Source organism: Alteribacillus iranensis (genome assembly GCF_900113025.1).
GTDB classification, from domain to species: Bacteria; Bacillota; Bacilli; order Bacillales; family Marinococcaceae; genus Alteribacillus_A; species Alteribacillus_A iranensis.
The window spans coordinates 321,252-333,884 of sequence record NZ_FONT01000002.1 but is presented as its reverse complement, the minus strand read 5'-3'; the positions used below and the strand labels follow the sequence as shown (position 1 = coordinate 333,884).

At 34.1% G+C, this 12,633-nt stretch carries 11 protein-coding genes; all 11 read left to right on the top strand.

The genetic code is table 11. The features are described 5' to 3' along the window. The first annotated feature begins 184 nt into the window (after positions 1 to 184). Positions 185 to 1,072, top strand: coding sequence for a UTP--glucose-1-phosphate uridylyltransferase GalU (gene galU, locus BM095_RS05595; RefSeq protein WP_091658679.1), 888 nt, complete (start codon positions 185 to 187; stop codon positions 1,070 to 1,072). A gap of 224 nt (positions 1,073 to 1,296) precedes the next feature. Continuing rightward, complete coding sequence (locus BM095_RS05590) at positions 1,297 to 2,409, top strand: DegT/DnrJ/EryC1/StrS family aminotransferase (protein WP_091659777.1); 1,113 nt, start codon at positions 1,297 to 1,299, stop codon at positions 2,407 to 2,409. A 22-nt stretch (positions 2,410 to 2,431) separates the two neighbouring features. Further along, entirely contained in the window at positions 2,432 to 3,439 is a 1,008-nt protein-coding gene (locus BM095_RS05585) for an ATP-grasp domain-containing protein (protein ID WP_091658675.1), read from the top strand. Between the two features lie 4 nt (positions 3,440 to 3,443). After that, entirely contained in the window at positions 3,444 to 4,127 is a 684-nt protein-coding gene (locus BM095_RS05580; protein ID WP_091658668.1) for an HAD family hydrolase, read from the top strand. Between the two features lie 24 nt (positions 4,128 to 4,151). Next, positions 4,152 to 5,393 (top strand): polysaccharide pyruvyl transferase family protein, encoded by a 1,242-nt coding sequence (locus tag BM095_RS05575; protein ID WP_091658666.1) that lies wholly within the window; start codon positions 4,152 to 4,154, stop codon positions 5,391 to 5,393. Positions 5,394 to 5,423: 30 nt separating this feature from the next. After that, on the top strand, positions 5,424 to 6,062 hold the full coding sequence (locus BM095_RS05570; protein WP_091658664.1) for a sugar transferase: 639 nt from the start codon (positions 5,424 to 5,426) through the stop codon (positions 6,060 to 6,062). A 15-nt stretch (positions 6,063 to 6,077) separates the two neighbouring features. Next, positions 6,078 to 7,181, top strand: coding sequence for a glycosyltransferase family 4 protein (locus BM095_RS05565; protein WP_091658661.1), 1,104 nt, complete (start codon positions 6,078 to 6,080; stop codon positions 7,179 to 7,181). A 1-nt stretch (position 7,182) separates the two neighbouring features. Next, positions 7,183 to 8,565, top strand: a complete 1,383-nt coding sequence (locus BM095_RS05560) for a nucleotide sugar dehydrogenase (protein ID WP_091658659.1) — start codon at positions 7,183 to 7,185, stop codon at positions 8,563 to 8,565. Positions 8,566 to 8,568: 3 nt separating this feature from the next. Next, positions 8,569 to 9,543 carry an SDR family oxidoreductase gene (locus tag BM095_RS05555; RefSeq protein ID WP_091658656.1) on the top strand — a complete coding sequence of 325 codons (975 nt, stop codon included), beginning with the start codon at positions 8,569 to 8,571 and terminating at the stop codon, positions 9,541 to 9,543. A 58-nt stretch (positions 9,544 to 9,601) separates the two neighbouring features. Further along, positions 9,602 to 10,792 (top strand): glycosyltransferase, encoded by a 1,191-nt coding sequence (locus tag BM095_RS05550; RefSeq protein WP_091658653.1) that lies wholly within the window; start codon positions 9,602 to 9,604, stop codon positions 10,790 to 10,792. A gap of 431 nt (positions 10,793 to 11,223) precedes the next feature. Continuing rightward, positions 11,224 to 12,465: an O-antigen ligase family protein gene (locus tag BM095_RS05545; protein ID WP_091658649.1), complete on the top strand. Its 1,242-nt coding sequence runs from the start codon at positions 11,224 to 11,226 to the stop codon at positions 12,463 to 12,465. The last annotated feature ends 168 nt before the right edge of the window (positions 12,466 to 12,633 follow it).

Here is a 12,633-nt window from a genome sequence, read left to right as displayed (position 1 = left end):
TGCTTTCCGCGGGCACGGCCTCAACTTCCTCGGCAGAAAGTCACTGCTTGCGGGATTTTCGGCTCGCGCTGTTCCCGCAGGAGTCAACCTCCTTTCGCTTCGTGTAACTGTGATCACTAGTTCACTCTTTTCGATAATAAGCTTACAAAGATAAAGACTACAGGTAGGTTTGGGGGTTTTGGATATGAGGGTTAGGAAGGCGATTATTCCGGCGGCGGGTTTGGGGACTCGTTTTTTGCCGGCGACGAAAGCGCAGCCGAAGGAGATGCTGCCTATTGTTGATAAGCCAACGATTCAGTATATTGTGGAAGAAGCGATTGCATCTGGTATTGAAGACATTATTATCGTTTCCGGACGAGGGAAACGTGCGATCGAAGACCATTTTGATAAATCATACGAATTGGAAGAAACATTACTCAAGAAACAGAAGATAGAGATGCTTGACGAGATTCAGCGCATTTCATCCCTTGCGAATATTCATTACATACGTCAAAAAGAACCGAAAGGACTTGGGCATGCCATTCATTGTGCAAGCCGCTTTATTGGCAATGAACCATTCGCCGTTCTATTGGGAGACGATATTGTTAAATCAGAAACGCCATGTCTCCGTCAGCTCATTGACGTATACGAACGGTATTCGTCATCTGTTGTTGGTGTGCAACAAGTACCCGATGAAGATGTTTCAAAATATGGGATAGTAGCTCCAAAAGGGAATCCTATCCAAGACGGTGTTATTCATGTAGAGAATCTCGTGGAAAAGCCACCATATGCAGATGCCCCATCGAACTATGCAGCGATGGGGCGTTATGTGCTACGACCAGAGATCTTCGACATTTTAGAAACACTACCACCAGGAGACGGAAATGAAATACAGCTCACCGACGCGATTAAACAACTGAACCAACAACAACCTGTTCTTGCGTGTGAATTCAGCGGACAACGCTACGACACTGGCGACAAATTCGGGTTTGTTAAAGCAACCATTGATTTCGCATTAAAACGAGACGACTTGAGAGAAGACGTGAAACACTATCTGCAAGAAGTCATCGGATCAGAACTAGTAGAAAAATAACGTCAACAACAAGAAAATAGCCCTCTTAGAGCAGCAATAGACTGCTTTAAGAGGGCGTTTTTTGCTTGATAAATTGGTCGAATTTTACGAGATGGCTATCTGAAGTAGATAAAATTTAGTAGGTTAGTAGTTGGTTGGAATTAAGCTTCCGGCGAAGTCCTAATCTACTAAAAAGTGACTTAACCCAATAGAGGAAGGAAGACTTATAGATGGATTCAACAAAAGTGAACGAAAGAATATTTCTTTCATCACCTCATATGAGTGATGAAGGTTATGAAATGGAATATGTAAAGGAAGCTTTTGATACAAATTGGATTGCCCCTCTTGGAGAAAACGTGAATGGATTTGAAAGAGAGCTTGCTGAGAAGGTTGGTTCTAAAGCTGCAGCAGCACTGTCTTCAGGAACATCTGCTATTCATTTGGCTCTTAAAGCAGCAGGAGTCGGAGAAGGGGACATTGTATTCTGTCCAACACTTACATTCTCAGCTACAGCTAATCCAATTATCTATCAAAATGCAGTCCCGGTATTTATTGATAGTGACTATGAAACGTGGAATATGTGTCCTAAAGCATTAAAAGAAGCCTTCGAGAAATATCCGGAAGTGAAGGCTGTTATTGTTGTTCATCTTTATGGTCTATCTGCTGATATGGATAGAATAATAGAACTTTGTAAGAAACATAACGTCGTATTAATAGAAGATGCTGCTGAAAGTTTAGGAACTTACTATAAAGGTAAGCATACTGGAACATTTGGCGATTACGGCATCTTCTCTTTTAATGGGAACAAAATCATCACTACTTCGGGTGGTGGAATGCTTGTATCTAATAATGAAGAACGAATTGCAAAGGCTAGATTCTGGGCAACACAATCTAGAGATCAAGCAAGACACTATCAACACAGTGAGTTAGGTTTCAACTACCGTATGAGTAATGTTATTGCTGGGATTGGTAGAGGGCAGCTTAAAGTGTTGGATCAAAGAATTGCTAAGAAGAACTACATTTTTGAGTTTTATAAGAGGGAGCTTAGTGTTCTTGAAGGTGTTGAGTTCATGCCTATTAATGAGTGGGATGAACCAAATTATTGGTTAAGTTCGATGACTTTGACGGGCAAGGTAAGGCCAACCGATGTTATGGAGGCTCTTGAAAAAGAAAACATTGAATCAAGGCCAGTGTGGAAACCAATGCATATGCAGCCGTTCTTTGAGAAATATGATTTTGTTGGGACGGATGTATCGGAAAGATTGTTTGAGAAGGGTGTGTGTTTACCTTCGGATACGAAAATGACAGATGAAGATTTAGAAAAAGTAGTAGAAAAAATTAAAGAACTGTGGAGCTAATATAGGAAGGATGAATAATTAAGTGAATGAGATTAATGTTCTAATCCTAAGTGCCGGAAGAAGAGTTGAATTAGTACAAGCTTTTAAAAAAGCAGGTCAAAAATTAAATATTAATAGCAAGGTTGTGGCAGGTGATTGTTCTGAAACGGCACCAGCATTATATTTTGCAGATACAACTTACAAATTACCTCGTATTAATGATCCTAACTATATTACTTCTATTCTCGAAGTGTGTAACGAAGAAAACATAACTATTATAATCCCAACTATAGATACAGATTTATTATTACTTGCAGAGAATAAAAAGTATATAGAATACGAAACAAATGCGAAAGTATTAATTTCGGATATTAGAGTTATAGAAATTTGTAGAGATAAAATAAATACTCATAACTTTTTAGAGGCTAATGGATTTGGGATACCTAAAATTTACTCTAATCAGGATTTAGCAAGCAGTAGGGTTGAGTATCCATTATTTATTAAACCCGTATCCGGGAGCTCTAGTATTAATACATTTATAGTGAATAATAAAAAGGAATTGGATACTTATAGAGGTTTAATAGAAAAGCCTATTATCCAAGATTTTATAGAAGGTGAAGAGTATACAGTCGATGTCTTTCTGGACTTTGAAAGTAATGTAATCACAGTTGTTCCACGTCTTAGAATGGCTACTCGGAGTGGAGAGATTTCTAAAGGGAAGATTGTAAAGGATCAAGAAATTATAAAAGATGTAAGTCGTTTGATGAAAGCACTAAAACCCGTCGGACATATTACCGCACAACTCATGAAAACAAGAGATGGGATAAAGTATATTGAAATAAACCCCCGGTTTGGAGGAGGAGCTCCCATGAGCATTCAGAGTGGAGCTGATTCATGTGAAAACCTCTTTAAAATATTGATGGGGCAGAAACTAGAATATAACGAAAATTACAGGGATAATATTATGTTCTTAAGATTTGATAGCAGTATCTGTGTAGATGAAAACATGCAAATAATTGATAATACCACCTTGGATAAAATTTGGAGTTAGTTAGATGGTGAAGACGAAAGCAATAATATTTGACTTAGATGATACTCTTATTTCGGAAAAAGAATATATTAAAAGTGGCTACAAACATATATCGAAAATATTAAGTGGAAAATTAAACAAAGATGAAAATGCGCTATATGAACTACTTCTCAGATTGTTAAGTAAGAGCTCTCAAAATGTTTTTAATAGACTTCTAGATATATTTGAGTTTAATTACACAAGAAACGACATTGGATATCTTGTAGAAGAATATCGCAACCATTTGCCTAATATCGTATTTTTTGATGATGTATTACCATGTTTAGATATCTTGAAAGACAGAGAGGTTAAAACAGGAATCATAACTGATGGTTATTCAAATGCACAAAATCAAAAGATTAAAGTAATTGGTGCAACCAATTATTTCGACAAGATTATTGTCACTGATGAGCTAGGGAGAGAATATTGGAAACCACATCCTAAATCATTTGAAATCATGAAACATGCGTTAGACGTTGAGTATGATGAAATGATTTATGTTGGGGATAATCCTAAAAAGGACTTCTATATAAGTAGAATATACCCCATTAAAACTATAAGGGTACAACGGGAAAATGGCGTTTATGCTACCAGTGAATATTATCAAGGTGTAAAAGAAAATATCACTATTTCCACTTTAAAAGAGATTAATGATGTGCTCAATTTATAAACTCTGAATGATTGGAGATCATTTATGAATACAAATTCTAAAAGAATTGCAATTACCGGTCCATTCGCTGATGTTAATTTTGGTGATTATGCAATGCTAATTAATAACATTTACGACCTAGATATAAAAGACATTACACTATTTTCATATGATAATGATTTCCTTAGAACTATAAGAGAGGATTATCTAAATGATTATAATGTAAATATAGTTGAGGTTAAACTCAAAAATGAAAATAGCAATTGTATAAAAGATGAATATACATTAATGCCAATTGAAATATTGTCAATGATTAGTAATTACGATGAACTACGAGAAAAAATAGAAGATATCGATGTTTTGATAGTAAATGGTGGAGGTTATTTTAATGGTCTGTGGAGTATGCCTCATAGAATAGTAAGGTTAATAAAAATAATTTCACCAATACTAGTAGCCAACCAATTAAATAAAAAAATAATGTTTACAGGTAATAGTTATGGTCCTTTTGCAAAGGATTCCGAGTTTTTTGCTACTCTATTTAATGCATTGAGTAATGTAACTTTTGGATGCCGCGATAATTTATATTCTCCAATGTGGGCTAGACAAGTTGGAGTGAAAGACATCGGCATTAAAAATATTCCGGATGACCTATTTTTAATAAACGATAGGATCCTAGCACAACAAATAACTACATCAGTTAAAAGTAAAGATTATATTGTTATGGAAACCTACTTACCTTTAGATTTTATTAAAGAGAACATTAATTACTTTAAAGACTTTTCAAACAAAATATTTGAACGATATGGTTTAGAAATAGTCTTTCTACCACTTAATTTAGAGCATGGTGGTATGCAACAAGGAGTGTATCTTAATGAAGTCCTTGATAACTATGAGTATGTGGATATAACTAAGAAGGGGTACCTTCCAATCCAAGATGCGGTAGAAATAATTAGGAATGCGAAGTTAGTGGTTAGCTCCAGGTATCATGCTTTGGTAGTTGCATTAGGAACAGAAACTCCAACCATTAGCGTCTTGAAAGATGTCATGGGTGATAAAAGATACTACTATAACAAGAATTGCGGGATGTTAAGGCATGCTTTAAATGGTACTGACTTTGATGAAAGATTTTATTTAAGATTAGATTATCTTGAAACATTAGACTTTATTACAGAGAACTTTAATGAAATTGTTGAAGAGCAAAAGAAAAATTATAATTCACGGTATATCTCAAATATAGAATTTCTTAAGGCAGTTAGAAAAGAATATTTAAATGAAATAATTAATTAATGTATTTAATTGATTGGTGAGGGTGAATAAATGATTTATAGAAAGTTTCTTAAAAGAGTAATGGACATTATTTTTAGTGGATTGGCTTTGTTAGTCTTGTCTCCAATATTTTTAGTTATTGCCATAGCGATCAGGGTAGATACTAGAGGGCCTGTGATATTTACGCAGAAAAGAGTTGGAAAAGATAAAGCACCATTCAAAATTTATAAGTTCAGAACAATGCTGACATTTGAAGATAGCTTTTATGAAGATGGAACACCAATTGAAAACTATGACCGAATAACAAAAGTGGGAAACTTCTTGAGGAAGACTAGCATGGATGAACTTCCGCAGCTTATTAATATATTTAAAGGTGATATGTCAATCGTAGGACCTAGACCAACCTTGCAATATCAAGTGGAAAAGTATAATTCTATACAAGTAAGACGTTTGGAGATTAGACCAGGTCTAACGGGTCACGCTCAAGTGAGTGGTCGGAATAGTCTGAGTTGGGAAGAAAAGATTCAATGTGATTTAAATTACGTTGATCGGATAACTTTTTTAAGAGATATTAATATAATTTTAAAGACTGTATTAGTAGTTTTAAAAACTGAGAAGGTAGAATTTACACGACCAGACAGTATTAGTAAGCATTCAGGGGATGTAAGGAAAGACGTTGAAAACTCTTAGGGGGATAATAGACTTGTGAAGAAGGTTTTGGTTTTAGCAAATCATATTTTAGGTATTTACAGTTTTCGAAGAGAACTGGTACAAAGATTACTTGATGAAGGATATGAAGTCCTTATTGCAGCGCCATCACACGAAAAAATGTCTTATTTTAAACAAGTGGGATGTAAATGTATTGAAACACCAATTAGAAGACGTGGGGCAAACCCCATTACTGATTTTAAACTGATTTTAAATTATTACGAAATAATCAAAGAAAATAAGCCACATTTAGTATTAACATATACTATCAAGCCTAACGTGTATGGGGGATTCGTTAGTAGGTTTTTGCGAATTCCATATATTGCAAATGTTACTGGAGTAGGGACTTCGATAGAAAATAAAGGCTTTATTCGAAAGATATCATTAGAGCTATATAGAATTGGCTTAAAGAGAGCAAAGTGTGTATTTTTTCAGAATGAACATAACAGGTCATTTTTTTATAACAACGATATTGTAATAGGAAAAACTAAGTTAATTCCTGGATCAGGTGTGAATCTCCTGCATCACACATTAGAGGAATATCCGAGCAATGATCGAGTAATAAAGTTTCTTTTCATTGGTCGAATGATGAAAGATAAAGGCATTAATGAATTACTTATAGCTGCTAGTAAGGTTAAGGAAATATATCCTAATGTACAATTTGATCTGATAGGTAGAATAGAAGATGATTTTAATAATTTGTTAAAAGAATATGAGAATAATGAGATTATTAAATATCATGGCCGCCAAAATAATGTTCATAGTTTCATAAAGGATTGTCATGCAGTTATTAATCCATCCTATCACGAGGGTATGTCTAACGTATTGCTGGAATCAGCATCAACAGGACGGCCTGTACTGGCCTCCAAAATACCCGGATGTAGAGAAACATTTGAAGAGGGAGTTAGTGGTTTTGGCTTTGAAGTAAGAAATGCTGATGATTTAGTAGAAACAATCATTAAATTTATTCGACTCCCCTATGTAAAAAAGAAGATGATGGGTATTGCTGGACGCAAAAAAATTGAAAAAGAATTTGATCGGAATATTGTAATCGATGCCTATATGCATGAAATTAACAAGGTAACGGGATGGGGGAAATGAGATGGGCCTATATGAAAAGATTGTTAACAGAGAAGAGAAAATCTCATTAGTTGGACTAGGCTATGTTGGTATGCCAATTGCTGTAGCATTCGCTAAAAAAGTTGATGTTATTGGATTTGATGTAATTAAACAAAAAATTGAACTTTATCAAAAAGGGTTAGACCCTACAAAAGAAGTAGGAAATGAAGTGATTAAGAACACAACTGTTGAGTTTACATCAGATGAAGCAAGCCTTCGCGAAGCGAAATTTCATATTGTAGCTGTACCTACGCCTATAAATGATGATCATACACCTGATTTAATTCCATTGGAATCTGCTAGTCGTACCTTAGGTAAAAATCTAACAAAAGGTTCGATAGTTGTCTTTGAATCCACAGTTTATCCAGGTGTAACCGAAGATATTTGTGTTCCTATATTAGAAAAAGAGTCAGGGTTAGAATGTGGCATTGATTTTAAAGTGGGTTATTCACCAGAAAGAATTAATCCCGGTGATAAAGTTCATAGATTAGAGACTATTATAAAAGTTGTAGCTGGTCAAGATGAAGAAACCTTAGATACTGTTGCTAAAGTATATGAATTAGTTGTTGAAGCGGGTGTGCATAAAGCCGATAGTATTAAAGTAGCTGAAGCTGCCAAAGTTATAGAAAATTCACAACGGGATATCAATATTGCTTTTATGAACGAGCTATCAATTATTTTTAATAAAATGGGAATTGACACAAAAGCAGTTCTTGAGGCCGCAGGAACAAAATGGAACTTTCTTAATTTCTCGCCTGGACTAGTTGGTGGCCACTGCATAGGGGTAGATCCATATTACCTTACATATAAAGCAGAGCAGATCGGTTATCACTCCCAGATCATTCTTTCAGGAAGAAAAATTAATGATGATATGGGCAAATATATAGCTGAAAGCACAATAAAGAAGATGATTAAGGTAAATAAACAAATAAACGGTGCAAAAGTAGCTATATTTGGTATTACGTTCAAAGAGAATACTCCTGACGTACGCAATACAAAAGTAGTCGATGTCATCAAAGAATTAGAAGAGTACGGAGTAGAGGTTAAAGTAGTAGATCCTATTGCAGAAAAAGAAGATCTATGGCGTGAATATAGAATCAATCCTTGTAAAGTGGAAGATATCAAAGAGATAGATGCAGTAATTTTTGCAGTTCCACACGATGAATTTAAAGCTATTCGTTTAGAAGATGTAAAAATGATGTTTGATCCAATGGGATATGCAAATTCAGAAGCAATGGATGAAGTTGCTGCAACATCTGAGCGTAATATAGCTCTTGATAGAAAAGATTGTGTCCTAATGGATCTCAAGGGAGTATTTAATAGAAAAGAAGCGGAAGATGCTGGGTTTGCATATTGGAGGTTGTAAAAAATGGGCTATGAAAATATAAAGTTTCCAGAGGGTAGTACATTCTTGGTTACTGGATCTGCTGGTTTTATTGGTTCTAATTTAGTAGAAGCCATTCTTAACTTAGGTCATGAAGTTAGAGGTCTTGACAATTTTTCAACTGGTAAAAAAAGAAATGTAGAAGAGTTTTTGGATAATCCTAATTACGAATTTATTGAAGGAGATATTCGTGATTTTGACACATGTAGGAAAGCATGTGAAGGAATTGATTTTGTTTTGAATCAAGCTGCTTGGGGGAGTGTTCCGAGAAGTATTGAGATGCCTTTGTTTTATGAAGAGGTAAATATAAAAGGAACATTAAATATGATGGAAGCTGCCAGACAAAACGAGGTCAAAAAGTTTATCTATGCATCAAGTTCATCTGTGTACGGCGATGAGCCCAACCTACCCAAGAAAGAGGGGAGAGAGGGAAACGTATTTTCACCTTATGCTCTAACTAAAAAAGTAAATGAGGAATGTGGAAAACTATATACCCAATTATATGGTCTTGACACCTATGGATTACGTTATTTCAATGTATTCGGTAGAAGACAAGACCCTAATGGTGCCTATGCAGCGGTAATTCCAAAATTTATTAAACAGTTACTTAATGATGAGCAACCAACTATTAATGGTGATGGAAGGCAGAGTAGAGATTTTACTTACATCGAGAATGTAATTGAGGCTAACTTGAAAGTTTGTAATGCATCTCATGAAGCAGCAGGGCAGGCCTATAATATTGCTTATGGTGGGAGAGAATATTTGATTGATATCTATACCTATTTGTTGAAAGCGTTAGGAAAAGATACTCAGCCTATTTTTGGTCCCGATCGTAAAGGTGATATTAAGCATAGTAATGCTGATATTAGTAAAGCGAAAGAATTGTTAGGATATAGTCCAAAATGGAGTTTTCAAAAAGGAATTCAAGCTGCGATTAAATGGTATAAAGAAAATCTTTAATAGGCAAGAAATATTATAGATAAATTGACCATTTGATACAATAGGTAGGTGGAGTCAAATGAAACTACTGTTTGTTCATGATACGAAGCTTAAAGAAGATTTTAATGGTACATATTATACCGGTGGTAGCTATAGTGGAAAAGTATGGGATAGATATTTAACTATAAGTTCAAAGTTGAGTATTATTGCACGGAAAGAGCCAATTATATATGATGTTGATGTTGCAAAGAAATGGTTTAATTATTTTGACAAAGAAAAAGTCAATTTTATTGAGGTTCCAAACTTAAATTCATCTTATAAAGGTTTTTTTAATTTCCAAGCTCGAAAAAAGATACGTGAAATTATAAAGAATGCAGTATTAAAAACTGATTTTATAATTGCAAGGTTACCTAGTAACAATGGAAATATTGCAGTATACTATGCAAAAAAATTTAATAAGCCGTACTTGGTTGAAGTAGTAGGCTGCTCTTGGGATGCGTTATGGAACTATAACTTTAAAGGGAAATTACTTGCGCCACTTAAATATTTTAAACAAAAGAATGCAATTAGAGGAAGCAAGTATGCTATCTATGTAACTAAGAGCTTTTTGCAGAGTCGTTATCCCACAAATGGTGATAGTGTAAATTGTTCTAATGTATTACTAACAGATTTTGATGAATCCGTGGTAAAAGAACGCATTGATAAAATAAAATCACTAGATTTAAAAAGTAAGTTAGTTATTGGCACTACTGCTGCAGTAAATCTTAGATATAAAGGACAAGGATCAGTTATTAAAGCTATAGGTAAATTAAAGGAGCAAGGAATAACAAACTTTGAATATCAACTAGTTGGTGGGGGAAATCGGTCTTATTTAAGTTCAATTGCTAAAAAATATGATGTTATTGAACAGGTGAAATTTTTAGGTCCAATGCCTCATAAAGAAGTTCTGAAGTGGCTTGAATCAATTGACATTTATGCTCAGCCAAGTAAAACAGAAGGTCTACCCCGTGCCTTAATAGAGGCAATGAGTCGTGGGGTTTTTGCAATTGGCTCTAATGCTGGCGGGATTCCTGAGCTATTAGAAGATAAATATATATTTAGTAAGGCAAAAAATAATGAATTAGAAGTTTTGAATATCCTAAAAAAGGTAACAGCTGAGGATTTATTAATACAAGCACAACGAAATTATAGAATTTCTAAAGAATATGATAAAAACGTTATTGAATTACGCCGCCAATTATTTTTCAGTAAAGCCCTAGGACAAACCTAATAAAAGTAATACTATTACGAAAGGTGTCGAATAAATATGAAATATGAAGTTTTTAGTTTTGTTTTATAGCATCTAGTCCGGTTATAAACGAACATAAAGACTGACAGAAACTTTACTGATTAGATATATGGTATGTTGCCAAGGGCCAGAAAATCTAATGTGAAGTATAAAAACATAATGTTGCAAGTGACAATGTAGTCTTTGTACCTAACAATAATATTAGAAACGATTATTGTTTTGTTGTATTCACAAAGATAATTATTACAAATTCTATAAATTGCGTGCAACGCTTGAATCATGGAAGAGTATTATCTAACTCCAAGCTTAAATACTCTAAGTAAGGTGTATGTTTATATTTGTATGTAAATATACTGAGATATGGTGATGCTTAAAATAAAAAACCTCGAAGAAAGTAGTGTTTTAGGTTGGCTATGGCGAATGAAAATAAATCAATAGTTTTTTTTCACCGTATATTGTCAAAATATTTCCTTGTTCAATATATAATTTTAGTAATCTCATTTCAATATGGTGTGAATTTGGAGATCCTTAATATCATTTTTTTTACTATAGCCTTTTTTTATGTAATGAATAAGATGCGGAGAGTTCAAGAAGAGGGTTTCCAAGGACAATCCTTTCTGGTTATTTTTCTAGTTTATTGTTGTTTTTTTATCTCAGTGCTATCTTTTACCACACTTTTTGCAAGTAATCCATCTTACTCCTTTATACGCATTCTGATTACAGCTTGGTTACTATTTACAATGATGGTTGTTTTTTATTATATTTTTATACAGATCCAAGGAAAAGAAGACCTGAATAAGGCTGTATCCAAAAGCCTCTTTTTAATCCTCTTAGTGGCTACTTTAGGACAACTTTTAATACCTGAGTGGGCTTATGGATTAAGATTGAGTGGAGGAGTGAACCCTAATGGGATGGGGTATATTGCCCTTTTTTGTAATTTCTGGTTTGCATATCAAAAAATTGACAAAAGTACTAATAGCATTATAGCTTATTCCGGTTGGTTATTATCATTTATTGTGGTTCTTTGGGCCATGTCACGTACAGTATTCTTATCATTGGGAGTTCTATATGCGGTTTATTTCTTCTTTTTAATATTATTTAATATGTACAAGCTAACTTTAAAAAGAATATTGCTTTTCCCAGTTTTTTGCGCCTTGTTATTTACAATATATAACTACGTGAGAAATTCTTTTTGGTATCAGCAAAATATCGCTAGACTATTAGATTCAACTAATTTAGTCTCTAGGGAATCAGCGTGGGCACTCGCTTTAGAAAAATTCAAAGAAAACATCTGGGTTGGGAGTGCCGGGTGGTGGAACATGTCTAAAATTTTAGATAGCTCATATGCTACTACTGATTCTCCGCACAGTCTTTATCTAAGATTATTATCGGAAACAGGAATTATAGGATTAATTACAGTGCTGGTACTCCCTTTATTTCTATTGTTAGCGTTAATATTCAAGGCTTCTTTAAAAGAAGTAATAAATAAAAAGCAAGTATTCCTTATTACAGGAATGCTTCTTGGTTTATTTGCTGGACTAGCTTTTGAGGATAGGTATTTAACTGGATTTGGAGGGTTTAATACAGGAGCTATTGTCTGGGTGATGGCTATGGGCGTAGTAAATTTAAGCAAACAATCCCCAAAAGGGGATTAAGCATTACTACAAAACAAAGAATTCTTTTAAAAAACACAAAAAGATTAAGACTCACATACTGGTCAATAGTTGAAAGAAATAAAGGAAATGTAAAGTATACTACCACCAATAGTTAAATTGATAGTATTTAAAGATGATATACAATGTAAGAATTCTATTTTCGAATAG

Bases quoted from the DNA above. Each gene is read 5' to 3' on its own strand.
- galU (WP_091658679.1), top strand. From the start codon at position 185: ATGAGGGTTAGGAAGGCGATTATTCCGGCGGCGGGTTTGGGGACTCGT.
- BM095_RS05580 (WP_091658668.1), top strand. From the start codon at position 3,444: ATGGTGAAGACGAAAGCAATAATATTTGACTTAGATGATACTCTTATT.
- BM095_RS05575 (WP_091658666.1), top strand. From the start codon at position 4,152: ATGAATACAAATTCTAAAAGAATTGCAATTACCGGTCCATTCGCTGAT.
- BM095_RS05570 (WP_091658664.1), top strand. From the start codon at position 5,424: ATGATTTATAGAAAGTTTCTTAAAAGAGTAATGGACATTATTTTTAGT.
- BM095_RS05560 (WP_091658659.1), top strand. From the start codon at position 7,183: ATGGGCCTATATGAAAAGATTGTTAACAGAGAAGAGAAAATCTCATTA.
- BM095_RS05555 (WP_091658656.1), top strand. From the start codon at position 8,569: ATGGGCTATGAAAATATAAAGTTTCCAGAGGGTAGTACATTCTTGGTT.
- BM095_RS05550 (WP_091658653.1), top strand. From the start codon at position 9,602: ATGAAACTACTGTTTGTTCATGATACGAAGCTTAAAGAAGATTTTAAT.
- BM095_RS05545 (WP_091658649.1), top strand. From the start codon at position 11,224: ATGGCGAATGAAAATAAATCAATAGTTTTTTTTCACCGTATATTGTCA.